Annotated in this window: 13 protein-coding genes; 4 read left to right on the top strand and 9 right to left on the bottom strand. The window is 58.7% G+C overall.

The window, feature by feature from the left end; all coding sequences use genetic code 11:
* Positions 1-47 precede the first annotated feature (47 nt).
* The 6 genes from SIB92_RS09015 to SIB92_RS08990 form a co-directional block, all read right to left on the bottom strand.
* On the bottom strand, positions 48-632 hold the full coding sequence (locus tag SIB92_RS09015; protein WP_299418797.1) for an HNH endonuclease: 585 nt from the start codon (positions 630-632) through the stop codon (positions 48-50).
* A 232-nt stretch (positions 633-864) separates the two neighbouring features.
* The gene (locus tag SIB92_RS09010) at positions 865-2,556 is read right to left on the bottom strand and encodes a hypothetical protein (protein WP_412555474.1); all 1,692 of its coding nucleotides are present in this window, start codon (positions 2,554-2,556) and stop codon (positions 865-867) included.
* Positions 2,557-2,657: 101 nt separating this feature from the next.
* Complete coding sequence (locus SIB92_RS09005) at positions 2,658-3,323, bottom strand: alpha/beta hydrolase (RefSeq protein WP_412555473.1); 666 nt, start codon at positions 3,321-3,323, stop codon at positions 2,658-2,660.
* Positions 3,324-3,434: 111 nt separating this feature from the next.
* Positions 3,435-4,139: a purine-nucleoside phosphorylase gene (deoD, locus tag SIB92_RS09000; protein ID WP_412555472.1), complete on the bottom strand. Its 705-nt coding sequence runs from the start codon at positions 4,137-4,139 to the stop codon at positions 3,435-3,437.
* Positions 4,140-4,329: 190 nt separating this feature from the next.
* On the bottom strand, positions 4,330-4,644 hold the full coding sequence (locus SIB92_RS08995) for an H-NS family nucleoid-associated regulatory protein (protein WP_412555471.1): 315 nt from the start codon (positions 4,642-4,644) through the stop codon (positions 4,330-4,332).
* Positions 4,645-4,836: 192 nt separating this feature from the next.
* On the bottom strand, positions 4,837-6,831 hold the full coding sequence (locus SIB92_RS08990) for a methylmalonyl-CoA mutase family protein (RefSeq protein ID WP_412555470.1): 1,995 nt from the start codon (positions 6,829-6,831) through the stop codon (positions 4,837-4,839).
* A 192-nt stretch (positions 6,832-7,023) separates the two neighbouring features.
* On the opposite strand from SIB92_RS08990, the gene SIB92_RS08985 reads away from it, so the two are divergent.
* Entirely contained in the window at positions 7,024-8,382 is a 1,359-nt protein-coding gene (locus SIB92_RS08985; protein ID WP_412555469.1) for a 1-acyl-sn-glycerol-3-phosphate acyltransferase, read from the top strand.
* A 151-nt stretch (positions 8,383-8,533) separates the two neighbouring features.
* Positions 8,534-9,820 carry a crotonyl-CoA carboxylase/reductase gene (gene ccrA / locus SIB92_RS08980; protein WP_412555468.1) on the top strand — a complete coding sequence of 429 codons (1,287 nt, stop codon included), beginning with the start codon at positions 8,534-8,536 and terminating at the stop codon, positions 9,818-9,820.
* A gap of 151 nt (positions 9,821-9,971) precedes the next feature.
* Here ccrA and SIB92_RS08975 read toward each other — a convergent pair whose 3' ends face one another.
* Entirely contained in the window at positions 9,972-10,667 is a 696-nt protein-coding gene (locus SIB92_RS08975) for a hypothetical protein (RefSeq protein WP_412555467.1), read from the bottom strand.
* Between the two features lie 94 nt (positions 10,668-10,761).
* On the bottom strand, positions 10,762-11,394 hold the full coding sequence (locus SIB92_RS08970; RefSeq protein ID WP_412555466.1) for a hypothetical protein: 633 nt from the start codon (positions 11,392-11,394) through the stop codon (positions 10,762-10,764).
* Between the two features lie 177 nt (positions 11,395-11,571).
* Here SIB92_RS08970 and SIB92_RS08965 point away from each other — a divergent pair, with 177 nt between their 5' ends.
* Both SIB92_RS08965 and SIB92_RS08960 read left to right on the top strand, forming a co-directional pair.
* Positions 11,572-13,104 carry an ATP-dependent DNA helicase gene (locus SIB92_RS08965; RefSeq protein WP_412555465.1) on the top strand — a complete coding sequence of 511 codons (1,533 nt, stop codon included), beginning with the start codon at positions 11,572-11,574 and terminating at the stop codon, positions 13,102-13,104.
* Positions 13,101-13,829 (top strand): SDR family oxidoreductase, encoded by a 729-nt coding sequence (locus SIB92_RS08960; protein WP_412555464.1) that lies wholly within the window; start codon positions 13,101-13,103, stop codon positions 13,827-13,829. The genes SIB92_RS08965 and SIB92_RS08960 overlap by 4 nt, the downstream gene beginning before the upstream one ends.
* A gap of 114 nt (positions 13,830-13,943) precedes the next feature.
* On the opposite strand, the gene SIB92_RS08955 is transcribed toward SIB92_RS08960, so the two are convergent.
* Positions 13,944-15,842 (bottom strand): PhoX family protein, encoded by a 1,899-nt coding sequence (locus tag SIB92_RS08955; protein WP_412555463.1) that lies wholly within the window; start codon positions 15,840-15,842, stop codon positions 13,944-13,946.
* Between the last annotated feature and the right edge of the window lie 3 nt (positions 15,843-15,845).

Below are 15,845 nucleotides of genomic sequence, written 5' to 3'. Positions count from 1 at the left end.
GCGCGGTTTTAGGCGCAGATGCGCGTTAAGACTACTCACGGGATGTGTCATGCGTCGAGCTCTGCGTCCCAGTAGAGGTAGTCCATCCAGCTGTCATGCAGGAAGTTGGGCGGGAATTTACGGCCGATGTTGCGAAGTTCTTCCGATCCGGGCTGGCGCGGCGGTTTGCGCAGGCTCATGCGGGCCTGCCGGAGGCTCTTGGAGCCTTTTTTGAGATTACAGGGGGAGCAGGCCGCAACCACATTCTCCCAACTGGTGATCCCGCCTGCGGCGCGAGGGATCACGTGGTCAAACGTCAAGTCACCTCGTGAGCCACAATACTGGCAACAAAAACCATCCCGCAGAAAAAGATTAAAGCGCGTGAAGGCCACGCGCTTTTGCAATTTCACATAGTCTTTGAGCACCACGACGGAAGGGATCCGGATTTCAGTGGAGGGGCTGCGCACCACATGGTCGTATTCGGCCACGATATCGACCCGATCCATGTAGGCGGCTTTGATAGCGTCCTGCCAAGGCCATAGCGACAGCGGGTAGTAGGAGAGGGGGCGGTAGTCTGCATTGAGAACCAATGCCGGATGATGCTTCAATCCGCCGGGATGTCGCGTGAATTCCGTCCTAAAATCGCCGTCCATAAGGGTACTCCCTCGCTGCGTTCGTGCCGCAGTGGCACGAGGCCTATGACCACTATATCTCGTGTCTCAACTCTGACAAGCCTCACAATATGCGTGATCTGCATTTGTGATAAGGCAGGTGCAGAGTTTCATGGATGGGTGACGGATTTATGACGGCAGATGCCTAAAACGCACTCACCCCACCTGTTTTACGGGCGGGGTGAGAGAATGGTTTCGAATGTGCAGGCTGAGGTTACCAGAACTTGGCGCCTGAGACGTCAAAGGTTTTGGAGAGCGTGAGGGCAAAACGGGTGTCGTCCTGAGCGATCATGCCACCAATGCCGTGACGGCCAATGGCGTTGGTTGCCTGCGCATCTACGGAAAAGCCGGAGTTGCCAAGGTGATAGCGTGCGCCAGCGGCCCAGGTTGTGTCATTGCCGTCCCGGCCAATGGGGGTGACTTCTGCCATCAGCTCGAGGCCGTTGTCAAAGTTGTAGCCAATGCCCATGCCAAGCCCGACCAGCTCGTTGCTGCCCCAGGCGGCAATCTTGGGGCTGGCGGTGAAGGAGAACCCATTGCGTGCGCGATAGTTGGCGGTCAAGTCCGTATAGAAGACGCCCACTTTTTGCGAAGCGGAGCTGATCTGGCGACCGTAGAGCATGCGGCCCGCGAGTGAAAACGCATTGCCGTTGTTCTGATCCATCAGGCGCAGTTTCGGGCCAATCATGTAGCGCACGTTGGTGGTCGGCACGAGGTTGGCGTTTGCCGTGGCGTTGTCTGCGAACTGTTCAAAGATGAACTGCAATTCGATGTCGCGGTCCGGGCTGAAATTGATCGAGGCACCGGCGTTGTTTTCGCTGCCATACCAGAGGTCGGCGCGCATCAGACCGGGGTCCAGTGTGGCTGCGGAGCCAAGCGTGAAACCGTCCTGTTGAGCGTTGAGCTGTGGTCGGGTCGTTGGCAGGGACAGGGTGCGGTAGCTTTCATCCCGCTGGTCGCCCGGGGTGTAGATCAGGCGGCCGCCAACCATTAGGTGATCGCCGTCCGGCCAGAAGGTCCAGGCGCTTGTCGCAGGGGAGACGCCAAAGCCGTTGGTCACGTAGCCTTCAAAGGCAATACGCGGCGTGACGTTATAGCGGCCACCGGCGGACCAGACCGGTTGGGTGACCCATTCGCCGCTGCTGGCGATTGTGTTGGGGCTGCCGACGGAGGATTCGACGGTGCCAAACAGGGACAGGCGGGGGTGGGCCTTATAGGACACGCCGGCGCCCATGGTGACCATGTTGCCGTAGAATTGACCACCGTCGATTTCATCCGGACCCAGTGTGATGCCGGGGGTGAAATGCACCTGCAGTTTTGGATTTACGGTGTAGGTGACCGGCATTTTGAGCGCGCCGATGGCGACGTTGGATTGCGGGCGGAACCAGTTGCCCCAGAGGTCGGTCTGCATTTTGGTGAAGACCTCAGCCGATCCAAGGGCGGCGATGGCCCAGCGGTCATCTTTGTAGAGCTGATACTTGCCCCAAAGCGCGAGCTGGTTGGTTTCGAGCTGTGGAATGCGGTCTGGACCGACGCCCGGGAAGCCGTTGATCGGGCCGCCCACCGGGTCGATGTAGTTTTGCAGCTCAAACCCGAGGTTGAAGCGGTCTGAGAAGGCGTAGACGCCGCCGCCGTGGTAGTTCTGATTACCGGTGCCTGCGCGGTCGCTTGGGCTGGTCTGGCGCGCGCCAACGGTCAGCTCCAGAGTGCCCTTCGGGTAGAGGTTGCCGGTTTCAAGCGACACAATGCGGGTTGGACCGTTGTCCAGCGGATTAACGCTTTGGGCCAAAGTCGTCGCTGGGATCAACGCGGTGGCGCAAAGAAAACCGGCAAGCTTGGCGCGCCCGGAGGTCAGGCGAAATGCGGGTGTTTTGGGGCTGTCAGAGTGCAACACGGTGAAATCCAATACTTCAAATCTTAGGTTTTCTTACCGCAGGGGGGCGACAGCGCAAAAGGCTTTTGCGCTCCCGGGGCTGCGTTTGCTGCGAATATGCGCAGGCCGTGGCCTTAAAGGCCCAGTTTGTCGCGCATGAAGGCGAGCGCCACACTCAGGCCGTCTGGCGCGATGCCGTGGGCGGTGCCTTTCATGATGTGGGCGTAGACATCGGTGAAGCCGGCCTCTTGCAGGGCTTCGGCGGCCTGGGGCAGGGATTGCGGCGGCACCACATCGTCCTGATCGCCGTGCACCAGCAGGATGGACGGTTTGCTGATCGCTTCGTCCTTGAGCAGGTCGGGTTGCAGCAGGCGGCCAGAGAAGGCGACGATGCCTGCGAGTTCGTCTTCACGGCGGGGGGCGACGTGCAGGCTCATCATGGTGCCTTGGGAGAAGCCAAAGAGCACAACCTGTTCCGGCAGGAGGTCTTCGTCGACCATCACGGCATCGAGGAAGGCGTTGAGGTCTTCGACGGCGGCCATCATGCCGCGTTCGCTTTCCTCCTCAGAGGAACCGTCGATCCAAGGGATCGGGAACCACTGGCGGCCCATGGGCATGCCGGGGATTTCTTCAGGGGCGTCGGGGGCGAGGAACAGCGTATCTGGCAGGTGCTCAGCCAGTGGATCGGCCAGGCCCATCAGGTCCGCGCCGTTGGCGCCATAGCCGTGCAGGAAAATCACCGCAGAGCGGGTTTCGCCGGAAACCGGTTCCTTGCGTTGAGCTTGCAATACACGTGTCATGGAGGGCCCCTTGTCTGTGGTTGCTGCAACTGCAGCGGTTGGGGGCGTGTGTGGCATGTCAGGCGGCCTGTCGCAAGATGTGCGTGGCCGCCTGACGGGATGTGTTGCCGATCAGGCGAAAGCAGCTTCGAGCGCGATTTCCACCATGTCGCCAAAGGTTTTTTCACGGTCTTCGGACGGTAGGGCCTCGCCGGTCAGCAGGTGGTCAGACACGGTGAGCACGGCCAGCGCGCGACGGCCGTGGCGGGCGGCGAGGTTGTAGAGCTCGGCGGCTTCCATTTCGACACCCAGGATGCCGTGGCGCACCATTTGCTCGTTCAGGTCCGGACGTTCGTCATAGAAGACGTCGGAGCTGTAGATACCGCCCACGTGGGTTGCGGTGCCTTTGGCTTCGGCTGCATCGGCGGCGGCGCGCAGAAGGCCGTAGTCGGCGCAGGGGGCGAAGTTCATTTCTTTGAAAATGCCGCGGGACGGGGTGGAGAGCGTGGTGGCGGTCATGGCAACAATCACGTCACGCACTTTCACGCTGTCCTGCATACCGCCGCAGGAGCCAATGCGGATCAGGGTTTTGGCGCCGTAGTCCTTGATCAACTCGTTGACGTAGATCGACAGGGACGGCATGCCCATGCCGGAGCCGTGGATGGTGACGCGGTTGCCTTTCCACATGCCGGTGAAGCCAAGCATGCCGCGCACTTCGTTCACCAGTTTCACATCGGTGAGGAAGGTCTCCGCCGCCCATTTGGCGCGGTAGGGATCGCCAGGCAGAAGAACGGTTTCTGCGATGTCTCCGGGTTGGGCTCCGATATGTACAGTCATGGCAATTCCTTTTTGTTGTTCTATGGGCGGAGTTGGTTGCCCTTTGGGCAAACGTATAAGAGTGAATCAGATGGTCAAAATTCTAGCGCGGTACAAGGCAAAAATCTGAAAAACATCTGCTGGAAAAAGCAAAAGCCGAAGCGGGCCTGATGGCGCACTTCGGCTTTTTCCGTTGGCTCGGAAACCGGGATCAGATTTCCATGGCGTCCGGCGCAATGCCTGCCGCCAAGGCTTCGTCAAACCACTTGGGTTTGCGGCCTTTGCCAGTCCAGGTTTTGGTTTTGTCTTCGGGGTGGGCGTATTTTGGCACGCCTTTCATCAACCCACCGCGCTTTTTGCCGGTGACGCTGGCCAGTTCTTCCAAAGAGAAGCCGTATTTTTCGGCCGCTTCCTCGATCGCTTTCAGCGCATCGGTTTTGCGTTGGGCTTCGCGTTTTTCCAGTTGAATATCGATCTGTGCACGCAGATCAATCAACGCTTCGCGGCTCATATCTTCCAAATTCATTTTGGACCGTCCATTCGCTTATTCCGTTTGATCTGCATTTTCGCAGGCGGAAATAGGGATATGCAAGGCGGAAGACTATTTTTGCGTGATAGGGTCTGAATTTGGCAATTATAGGTTGCGGGTAAGGTTTTCCTTACCCGCAAAATCTGCGCTGGTCTCATTGTTTGAGACCGGTTTCCTGTCGGCGAAGGCTTACTCCGCGGCCACAGCGTCGGGATTCGCCAAGGTGACAATGTCGCCCATGATGGTGTTGAGCTCGAAGTCTTTGGGGGTATAGACCCGCGCCACCCCCATGGCGCGCAAGCGGTCTGCATCTTCGTCCGGAATGATACCGCCGACGATTACGGGCGTGTCACCCAATCCGGCATCTCGCATGCGTTGCATGAGGTCTTCAACCAGCGGGATGTGCGAGCCCGACAGGATCGACAGCCCCACCACATGGGCCTCGTCTTCAAGCGCTTTGGTCACAATCTCTTCGGGTGTCAGGCGGATGCCGTCATAGGTGATGTCCATACCGCAGTCGCGGGCGCGGAAGGCGATTTGCTCGGCACCGTTGGAGTGGCCGTCAAGTCCCGGTTTGCCAATGACAAATTTCAGGCGGCGGCCCAGTTTGTCAGACACGGCGTCCACGGCGTTGCGGAGATCATCCAGACCTTCGGTTTTGTTGGATGGGGCGCCGGACACGCCGGTGGGGCCACGGTATTCGCCATGCACAACGCGCATTTGTGCAGCCCATTCGCCGGTTGTGACACCGGCCTTGGCGGCGGCAATGGAGGCGGGCATGACGTTGTCGCCATTGGCCGCGGCGGCGCGCAGATCCGCGAGGGCCTTTTCTACGGCGGCGCTGTCGCGCTGATTGCGCCAGTCCGCCAGGCGGGCAATCTGTTCCTGCTCCACAGCCGGGTCCACCACCATGATGCCGCCGTCGCCCGTCATCAGCGGGGAGGTTTCGCCTTTCTGGAATTTGTTCACACCCACAACCACGGTCTCACCGGCTTCGATGCGGTTGAGGCGTTCAGCGTTGCTGTCCACCAGGCGGGATTTCATATAATCGATCGCGCCAATGGCGCCGCCCATGCTTTCCAAATTGGCCAATTCGCGGCGCGCGCCGTCTTTTAGCTCTTCGACTTTCGAATCTACCGCCGGGTTTCCGTCAAACAGGTCGTCGTATTCGAGAAGATCGGTTTCAAAGGCCATGATTTGCTGCATCCGCATGGACCATTGCTGATCCCAAGGGCGTGGCAAACCCAGCGCTTCGTTCCAGGCGGGCAATTGCACGGCGCGGGCGCGGGCCTTTTTAGACAGGGTCACGGCCAGCATTTCGATGAGAATACGGTAGACGTTATTCTCAGGCTGTTGTTCGGTCAGGCCCAAGGAGTTGACCTGTACGCCATAGCGGAAGCGGCGGGATTTGGGGTCGGTCACCCCATAGCGCTCAACTAGGATTTCATCCCAGAGGTCCACAAAGGCGCGCATTTTGCACATCTCAGTCACAAAGCGGATGCCCGCGTTCACAAAGAAAGAGATACGGCCACAGAGGCGTGGGAAGTCTTCTTCAGCCACGCGGGGTTTCAGCGCGTCGAGCACAGCAATGGCGGTGGCCAAGGCAAAGGCCAGTTCCTGCTCCGGCGTCGCGCCCGCTTCTTGCAGGTGGTAGGAACAGACGTTCATCGGGTTCCACTTGGGCACGTTGGTGTAGCAGTATTCGGCCACATCGGCGATCATCTTCAGGCTTGGTTCCGGCGGACAGATGTAGGTGCCGCGGCTCAGGTATTCTTTGATCAGATCGTTTTGCACCGTGCCCTGTAGCTTGGTGACATCGGCACCTTGCTCCTCGGCCGTGGCGATGTAGAGCGCGAGCAACCAAGGCGCGGTGGCGTTGATTGTCATGGAGGTGTTCATCTGTTCCAGCGGGATCTGGTCAAACAGAGTGCGCATGTCGCCCAGATGGCAGACCGGCACGCCGACTTTGCCCACTTCGCCGCGCGCCAGGATGTGGTCGCTGTCATAGCCGGTCTGGGTAGGCAGGTCGAAGGCCACGGACAGGCCGGTCTGGCCTTTTTCCAAGTTGGAGCGGTAGAGCGCGTTGGAGGCCTTGGCGGTGGAATGGCCGGCGTAGGTTCGAATCAACCACGGACGATCCTTGGCAGGTTTATCGGCGGGCTGGTTTTGCTGCGTCTGCGACATGTTTCATTCCTCTGCTGGGGGTCATACGTGGACCTAGCAACAATCTTTCGTTTGAGCGTATGTACGCGAAACATCCTTTGCAAGTCAATTCGCTGCGTTGCGGCAAAAACGTTCTGTTGGTGGGGAGATCACAGGAGTACGCGTGCGCGAAGTCTATTGCGCCCACGCGCGCGGTGTAGTCAGAGTCATTTCATGACATCGACGATTGAGCTCCCCCTTTGGCTTTTTGTGCTGATCCTGCTGTTTGCGGTGGTCACGGCGGCAAGTCACTTGCTGTTCCCCTCGGTGCGCTGGTTCTTCCGGCGGCGGATGGAGCGCGTGGTGGCGCGGTTAAATGAGCGGTTGGAGCGGCCCATTGAGCCGTTCAAGCTGGCACAGCGCCATGACATGATCGAGCGGCTGATCTACCAGCCGGATGTGACGCGCGCGGTGGCGGAACATGCGGCCGAGGAAGGGATTCCCGAAGCGGTGGCCTTTGAGACGGCCAAGCGCTATGCGGGCGAGATTGTGCCGTCGTTTTCGGCCACCATGTATTTTGGCGTGGCGATCAAGATTGCGCGGTTTCTGAGCCGGGCCTTCTATCGCGTGCGTCTGACCCATGTGGATGAGGCGGCGCTGGACGTGATCCCGCAGGAGAGCACCATCGTTTATGTGATCAATCACAAGAGCAACATGGATTACGTGCTGGTGACCTATCTGGCCGCGCGGCGCGGGGCGTTGTCTTATGCGGTGGGCGAATGGGCGCGGGTTTGGCCGCTCAGCCGGTTGATCCGGGCGATGGGGGCGTACTTTATCAGGCGCAAGTCGCGCAACGATCTCTATCGCAAGGTGCTGGCGGCCTATGTGCGGTTGGCGACCGAAGCGGGGGTGGCGCAAGCGATGTTCCCGGAGGGGCGGCTGTCGCTGACCGGGGCGCCGCAGGACCCGAAGCTGGGGCTGATCAAATACATCACCGATGCGTACCAGCCGGATGGGCGGGACGTGGTGTTTGTGCCGGTGGCGATCAACTATGACCGTGTGCTGGAAGATCGCATCCTGTTGGAATCGGCGGCGCGGGGCGGGAAAGGCTTCCGGGCGCGGATTTCGGTGATTGTGGGGTTCTTCTTCAAACAGCTGTTGTTGCGGCTACGCGGGAAGGTGCATCGCTTTGGCAACGCCACGGTGCGCTTTGGCCGGCCTGTGTCACTGACTGAGTTTTCCAAAGACGTGACCGGTGATGTGGCCAAGCCGCTGGGTGTTGAGCTGATGCGGCGCATCAACGGGGTGGTGCCGATCCTGCCGGTGCCGCTTATGGCGTATATTTTTGAGCAGGCCGCCGGGCCTCTGTCGCAGAAGGATGTGAAAGACGCGTTCGCAGCGCGACTTGCGGCGCTGCCACCGTCTCGGGCACGGTTTATGCGGGAGGCTCCGGAGGAGGCGATAGACAGCGCGCTGAAGACTTTGGTCGGGCGGCGGGTGCTGTTGGAGAGTGACGGCACGTTTTCTGTGAACAAGGACCAGGCGGAAATCCTACGGTTTTATGCCAATTCCATAAGGCATTTGATGGGGTGATTGTGCAGTTGCAGCAATTCATGCTGCGGCTGCTGGGTCATAAAATTACAAAAACACCTCTTTGAAGGTTGCAATGTTACCTCGTCATCCGTATCACGGTGGCAGGAACGCGATTCTGCATCGCGGCGAAACGACCAATCAGGAGGCGAAGATGGCTCTGGATACTGAAAACGGCATTGCGACCTACGACGCACCACAGAAAGACCTGTACGAAGTGGGCGAAATGCCTCCGATGGGACATGTCCCAAAACAGATGTACGCGTGGGCGATCCGTCGCGAGCGTCAAGGCGAGCCGAACCAGGCGATGTTGCAGGAAGTTGTCGACGTGCCAACGCTGGACAGCCACGAAGTGCTGGTTCTGGTGATGGCCGCGGGCGTGAACTACAACGGCGTTTGGGCCGGTCTCGGTGTTCCGATCTCCATGTTCGACGTGCACAAGCAGCCGTATCACATTGCCGGCTCCGATGCGTCCGGCATCGTTTGGGCCGTAGGTGACAAGGTGAAGCGCTGGAAAGTGGGTGACGAAGTTGTGATCCACTGCAACCAGGATGACGGCGACGACGAGCACTGCAACGGCGGCGATCCGATGTTCTCCGACAGCCAGCGCATCTGGGGTTATGAAACGCCTGATGGATCCTTCTCTCAGTTCACCCGTGTGCAGGCGCAGCAGTTGATGCCACGTCCAAAGCACCTGACCTGGGAAGAGAGCGCGTGTTACACGCTGACGCTGGCGACCGCCTACAGGATGCTGTTTGGCCACGAGCCACATGATCTGAAGCCGGGCCAGAACGTTCTGGTATGGGGCGCGTCCGGCGGTCTGGGCTCTTATGCGATCCAGCTGATCAACACCGCTGGTGCCAATGCGATTGGTGTGATTTCGGACGAGAGCAAGCGTGACTTTGTCATGGGGTTGGGCGCGAAAGGCGTGATCAACCGCAACGACTTCAACTGCTGGGGTCAACTGCCGACTGTGAACACGCCGGAGTACAACGACTGGCTGAAAGAAGCGCGCAAGTTTGGCAAGGCGATCTGGGAGATCACCGGCAAAGGCGTGAACGTGGACATGGTGTTTGAGCACCCGGGTGAGAAGACATTCCCTGTGTCCTCGCTGGTCTGTAAAAAAGGCGGCATGGTTGTGATCTGCGCCGGTACCTCTGGCTTCAATTGTACGTTTGACGTGCGCTACATGTGGATGCACCAGAAGCGTCTGCAAGGCTCCCACTTTGCCCACCTGAAGCAGGCCGCGGCCGCCAACCAGCTGATGGTGGAGCGTCGTCTGGACCCCTGTATGTCTGAAGTGTTCCCTTGGGCCGAGCTGCCGGAAGCGCACATGAAAATGTACCGCAACGAGCACAAGCCGGGCAACATGTCGGTGTTGGTGCAGGCGCCAAAGACCGGCCTGCGCACGCTGGAAGATGTGCTCGACGCGGGTAGATAACACTCACGGATCATAAAACGGTTTCCCCCGTTTTCCTCCAGCCCCCGGAACCGCATGGTTTCGGGGGTCTTTTTTGTTGGGGCGGTTTAGTTAGGCGTTGCTAGATTGACCTTGTTTGGTCTTTCTAAAACGGTGCTGTGGCACTGCCAGACTAGAAAGCGTTTTGTATTCTGAGAGCCATGTTGTCCATGTCCGAAAAGCTCAGAATAGAAAAGTGGAAGGCGGCAAATGTAACCGTTGTGCCAATTGCAAAGAACAATGGCGTGCGCCAGGCGACTCGTCTTTGTTGAAGCAAAATGGCGACGGGTCTTTGTATCGCCGCGAACAGTTGCAGAAACACCAACAAGAGACAGTACTTCGCGAAGAGCTGTAGAATTTGCGAGCTAAACTCGGCGGCCCTGACGGACAGCCCGAAGTAAGAGACTGTTGCGATGCCCAAGAGCAAGCCAACGGCGCTGTCGGAGTATTTTCTGCGTTCAATGCGGCGCGCGATACTTTCTGGAGACATCTCACTTGGTTTGAGTTTTTTCTTGGAAATCCGATAAATTGCGTAGGCTTCGATGACCGTGAAAATGGATATAATGGGGAGACAAATCAAAATGGCGGTAGAAAAGCTAGAGAACGTGGCCTCTGCGAGGTTCTTGGGGAAGGCGTTGCCCAATGCAAAGATGGTGTCTAGTTTGTTCGCAATGGCGAACAACAACGGCACCAGGCAATTCACGTATAGACCCAAGCCAACGATGTCGGTCCTGCGCGGCTTATATTTGAAGGAGGTATCAGCTTGCGGCTTCTCTGGCGCATTTGCTTTGATACGTTCAATGCGCGATGAAAAATCGGTTTGAGACATAAAACACCTCATTGAACTCCGTTTAGGCACGGGGTTCGATTGGATGACGCCCAGACTACTTGAAAAGGGCAGATGGGGGACTGAAATGGTTCCGTCAGCTTGGTTTGAACTGTCGCCAAACTGCGCGCAGAAATAGGAGGGAGCCGAAAAGCAAAAGCGCCAGCGCCGCACATCCGACCAGAAGTGCGCCTTCTACCCCATTGGACGCTTTGATCTCGTCGTAGTGTATGTTGGCAAATTTGGCGGCCTGACTTCCTGCGAAAGTGAGCGCGAGAGCAATCAGCCAGCTCAGTGTAGTTGGGCGTGTTTTTCCGGGGTTGGGCGCTTTTCCTCTGGGCAGGTCGTTGGGATCTGCTGAGGTGCCTTTAGTATTGAGAGGCTCTTGGAAGCCACGTTGGGTTTGATGGAGCGGTGCGCCTTTAATTTGTTTCCAGAGTGCGCGCAGAAACAGGAGAGTCCCGGTAAGCAAAAGTGCCAGCGCTGCACTTCCGACCAGAAGTGCGCCTTCTACCCCATAGGACGCTTTGATCTCGTCGTAGTGAATATTGGCAAATTTGGCTGCCTGACTTCCTACAAGAATGAACGCGAGCACTATCAGCCAGCTCAGCTTAGAGGGGCGCGTGATGCGGGGTGCGGGCGTCTCCTTGTTGGTCGGGGGATTGGTATCAGGTGAAGCGCCGTTCAAATGGAGACGATTGAGACGTGCTTGGAAATCTGACTGGGACATAAAGCGACACACACTTACTGATTGATTGTTCGGTGTATTAAATCCGCTTTACGTGGCAAAAATAAGACGCGGAAAAAGTGGTTTTGGGGCCGGTTTTGGCGGCGCAATGAGTGTCGCAACGAGCGGATTCTCAGAAACCGACTGGCCCCCAATCGCTGCCCGCTATAGGGTCGCGCCATGAGCAGTACCTCCATCACATTCAGCCACGATCAGGCCGAGGCCTTTGACAATATCTCTGCCCTTCTCAAGGGGCTGGGGGTGGACTTGGACGAGGGTTTGTTGACGCCCGCGACCGAAGGCAAGCAGGCGATTGCTGCGGTGACCGGCAAGGCCGGGTCGGGCAAGACGTTGTTGCTGTCGGAGATGGTGAAGGCGCTGGAAGGCGCGGGGGTGGATATTGTCTCCGGTGACTATGAAGGCAAGCGCAAGAAGGATCACCGCACGCTGGCGATTTTGGCGCCGACCAACAAGGCCGCAAGTGTGTTGCGGATGCGGGGCGTGCCGGCGACGACCATTCACCGGATCATCTACACGCCAGTCTATGATCCTGAATATGAAAAGATTGCTGAGTGGCTGGCGGACAATGGCGAGCGGCCGGAGATTGAGGGGCTCACAGATGAGGCGCTCGATCGGGCGTTGGAGTTTTACAAACTGCACAAGTCCATTCCGGGCGCGTTGGCGGCGGCAGGGCTACGCGGCAGTGATTTCATCACCGGCTGGAAGCGGCGGGATGATCCGCTGGACATCGGGTTTATCGACGAAAGCTCGATGCTGGATGACAAGCAGTTTGACGACCTGAAAGAGATTTTCAGCACGTTGGTGCTGTTTGGCGATCCGGCGCAGTTGGCGCCAGTGAACCAGTCGGGCGCGATGGTGTTTGATAAGCTGCCTGCGCCTGCGGTCTATAACCTGGAGCGTATTCACCGCCAGGACGCGGACAACCCGATTTTGGATTTGGCCCATGCATTGGCCGATCCGCAGCTGGAGTTCCATGACTTTGAGCGCATGGTCGAGGATACTGCGCGCAAGGATGATCGGGTGCAGTTTGCCCAGCGGGTGGAGGTCGACCTCATGGCGCGCTCGCCGGTGTTGGTCTGGCGCAACGCGACGCGTATCCGGCTGATCAACGCGTTTCGCATGGTGCATGGCGCGCCGGAGGATGAGCTGCTTGAGGGCGAGCCGCTGATCTGTGATGGGATTGAGCTGCCGATGAAGCACCGTAAGAAGCGGCTTGATCTGGAGGCGCGGGGGCTGATCAAAGGCGCGCAGGTGATTTATCTGGGCCCGGGCCGTAAGCCGGGATTCTCGCGGCTGCACGTCATGGGCGCGGAAGATCCGCGCGTGTCGGCGGCGTCGATTGTGAAGATCGAGATGCCGGATGAGGAAGAGCCGTTTATTCCCTATGCGGCGCGCATGGGGGCGACGTTCTTGCATGGCGCTGCGGTGACCATTCACAAGGCGCAGGGCTCTCAGTGGGAGAATGTGCAGGTGTTTGCCCCGGACCTTTATGTGGCGGCGCGGATGAATCGCAGTGAGGCAGGGCAGCCGTTGTGGAAGCGGCTGGCTTATGTGGCGATTACACGGGCGAGCGAGCGGCTGCACTGGGTGGTGCGCAATCGGTTGGCAAAGCCGTCGGGGCCGCTGGACGTGAGTGATTTGACGGTGGCCCCTGCGCCGCTGGAGTTGATGGCGCAGGAGGAAAGCGCGTGAAAAGCATCATTGTAACCGGCGCGAGCCAGGGGATTGGCAAGGCGACAGCGGTGGCGTTTTTGGAAGCCGGTTGGCGGGTTGGCCTGTTGGCGCGTGGCGAGGAAAAGCTGCAGGCGATTGCCGATGAGTATGTGAACGCGGTGCCGCTGGTGGCGGATGTGACCGACGCGGCGGCGATGGAGAGCGCCTTTGCGCGGTTTGTGGCGCGCGCTGAACGGCTGGATGCGCTGTTCAACAATGCCGGTATGTTTGGGCCGGCGGGGTCGATTGACGAGATCGATCTGGGTGGCTTTGATCAGGTGCTGGATGTGAATGTGCGGGGCATGTTTATTGCCGCCAAGTTGGCCTATGCGCAGATGCGGCGTCAGGTGCCGCAGGGCGGGCGGATCATCAACAACGGCTCATTGAGCGCGCATGTGCCGCGGGAAGGCTCGGTGTGCTACACGCTCACAAAACATGCGGTAACGGGGCTGACCCGGACGTTGTCGCTGGACGGGCGGCCGTATGACATTGCCTGTGGGCAAATCGACATTGGCAACGCGGAGACCGATATGGTCGCAGATTTGAACGCGCGTTTGCAAGCCGATGGCAAAGCGCCCAATGCCACCATGGATGTGCAGGATGCGGCGCGGTCAGTGCTGCATATGGCGGAGATGCCGCTTAATGCAAATGTGCAGTTCATGACCGTGATGGCGACCAAAATGCCTTACATCGGGCGCGGTTAAGCGCTTCCGTTTTGAGAAGAAAGCCCCCGACCAGGGGGTGGTCGAGGGCCAAAGGATTGGTGCTAAAAAGCGGACTATAAAAAGGTATTTAGGTAGTCAGAATTTGCGTCGTCGTTATCCGATCAGGCCGCCGTCTGTGCGACGTACCGCGAAAACACCAGACCGTGGCACGGAGGTGCCGCCATCCGGGAAGTGGGAGTTGCCTTTTTCGCCCGGGTGCTGAATGCCGACAAACATGGTGCGGCGATCCGGGGACCAGCAAACTCCGGTGACTTCACATTCTTTGGGGCCAACCAGGAAGCGGCGGATTTCACCGGTGACGGTGTCGCCCGCAAGCATCTGGTTGTTGCCCATGCCCGCAAAGTCGCCTTCGTTAGAATATTTGCCGTCGGTCTGGATCCACAACAGGCCGGTGCTGTCAAAGGCCATGCCGTCCGGCGAGTTGAACATATTTCCGGCATTGATGTTCTCACTGCCTGCGTATGCATCATCATGCACATCCGGGTTGCCAGCCAGCGCGAAGAGGTTCCAGCTAAACCCGTTTGCGCTGTGGTCTTCGTTGTCCGGCATCCAGCGGGCGATCTGGCCGTAGTGGTTTTCGACACGTGGGTTTGGCCCGTTAGCCGAGGTGTCATCGCCGCCAGCGTTTGGCTTTTTGCCCCGGTTCTTGTTGTTGGTGAGCGCAACATAGGCTTCTGCCTTGGTTGGGTTCACCGCCACCCATTCTGGGCGGTCCATCGTGGTTGCGCCAACTTTGGACGCAGCCTGACGGGTATGGATGCGGATTTCCGCGTCGGACATGCCAGTGGTTTCTGGCGTTAGGGCCAGCCACTCGCCGCGCATGTCATCGTTGAATTTGGCCACAAACAGGTCGCCACTTTCCAGAAGATCGCTGTTGTCGCCGGTGGCGGAGTAGGTGCCATGGGAGACAAACCGGTAGAGGAACTCGCCGCGTTCATCGTCGCCGAGGTAGACAACCGTTTTGCCGTTGGCCGCCAACACTACGGCGGCGTTTTCATGTTTAAAGCGGCCCAGAGCTGTGCGTTTCTTGGGCGTGGAGGTTGGGTCAAACGGGTCGATTTCGACCACATAGCCCGCGCGGTTTGGCTCATTTGGGTTTTTGGAGACGTCAAAGCGCGGATCCACTTTGGCCCAGCCATAGCCCCAGTCTTTGGAAGACACGCCATAACGCTTTAACTCGGCGGAGACTTCGTGGGCCTCATCCTCGGCAGAGAAGTAGCCGTTGAAGTTTTCTTCGCAAGTCAGGTAGGTGCCCCACGGGGTTTCGCCGTTGCCGCAGTTGTTCCAGGTGCCTTTGGTGGTGGTGCCGCTAGGATCTGCCTCGGTTTTCAGCAGGTCGTGGCCAGCAGCAGGGCCGGTCAGGTCCATATCGGTTTGCGGTGTGATGCGGCGGTTCAGGTCGCTGTCGACCACCACCTGCCAGTTGCCGCTCTCGTCGCGGGCCACTTCGAAGACAGACACGCCGTGGGCGTTCATGCCTTTTTGCACATCGTCGTCGGACACCCACTTGCCCTCGGGGTTGTTGCCCCAAAGGATTTTGCGGTTGGTGTATTCGTTGTTGATGGCCATGACGGTTTGGCCATCTTTGGTGAAGATCGACATGCCATCGTTGTTGTCGCCAAAGGCGCGCGCCTGAGAAGCCGCAGTGCCGAGGGTGGCTTCATCAAAAACTGGGGCGTCGGAGAAGAGCGGATCGCCCCAGGTCACAACCTGTTCCCATTCAAAACCGTCTGGCACGGTGATGGTGTCCTCCGTGTTGGCTGCAACCTGGGTGAAGCCAAAACGATCGCCCGCAGCCACAGCTTCGCGGGTCAGGGTGGTGGTTCCAACCAGGAAGGAGCCGAGGCCAAAGGTCATCACACCGCCCAGGAAGCCACGGCGGGACAAGGCGGTTTCCACGATGCGGTCAAAGTCGGTTTCTTCCGCACGTGGCGAAATCAGCTCGTCAATTTCGTCAAATGACAGGTCGTCAATTTGGTGGTCAGAGGACATTCC

Origin of the sequence: Shimia sp. MIT1388 (assembly GCF_047124445.1) — a bacterium.
GTDB lineage: Bacteria > Pseudomonadota > Alphaproteobacteria > Rhodobacterales > Rhodobacteraceae > Shimia.
This window is presented reverse-complemented; position numbering and strand designations above follow the sequence as displayed.

Bases quoted from the DNA above. Each gene is read 5' to 3' on its own strand.
- SIB92_RS09015 (WP_299418797.1), bottom strand. From the start codon at position 632: ATGGACGGCGATTTTAGGACGGAATTCACGCGACATCCCGGCGGATTG.
- SIB92_RS09005 (WP_412555473.1), bottom strand. From the start codon at position 3,323: ATGACACGTGTATTGCAAGCTCAACGCAAGGAACCGGTTTCCGGCGAA.
- deoD (WP_412555472.1), bottom strand. From the start codon at position 4,139: ATGACTGTACATATCGGAGCCCAACCCGGAGACATCGCAGAAACCGTT.
- SIB92_RS08995 (WP_412555471.1), bottom strand. From the start codon at position 4,644: ATGAATTTGGAAGATATGAGCCGCGAAGCGTTGATTGATCTGCGTGCA.
- SIB92_RS08990 (WP_412555470.1), bottom strand. From the start codon at position 6,831: ATGTCGCAGACGCAGCAAAACCAGCCCGCCGATAAACCTGCCAAGGAT.
- SIB92_RS08985 (WP_412555469.1), top strand. From the start codon at position 7,024: ATGACATCGACGATTGAGCTCCCCCTTTGGCTTTTTGTGCTGATCCTG.
- ccrA (WP_412555468.1), top strand. From the start codon at position 8,534: ATGGCTCTGGATACTGAAAACGGCATTGCGACCTACGACGCACCACAG.
- SIB92_RS08975 (WP_412555467.1), bottom strand. From the start codon at position 10,667: ATGTCTCAAACCGATTTTTCATCGCGCATTGAACGTATCAAAGCAAAT.
- SIB92_RS08970 (WP_412555466.1), bottom strand. From the start codon at position 11,394: ATGTCCCAGTCAGATTTCCAAGCACGTCTCAATCGTCTCCATTTGAAC.
- SIB92_RS08965 (WP_412555465.1), top strand. From the start codon at position 11,572: ATGAGCAGTACCTCCATCACATTCAGCCACGATCAGGCCGAGGCCTTT.
- SIB92_RS08955 (WP_412555463.1), bottom strand. From the start codon at position 15,842: ATGTCCTCTGACCACCAAATTGACGACCTGTCATTTGACGAAATTGAC.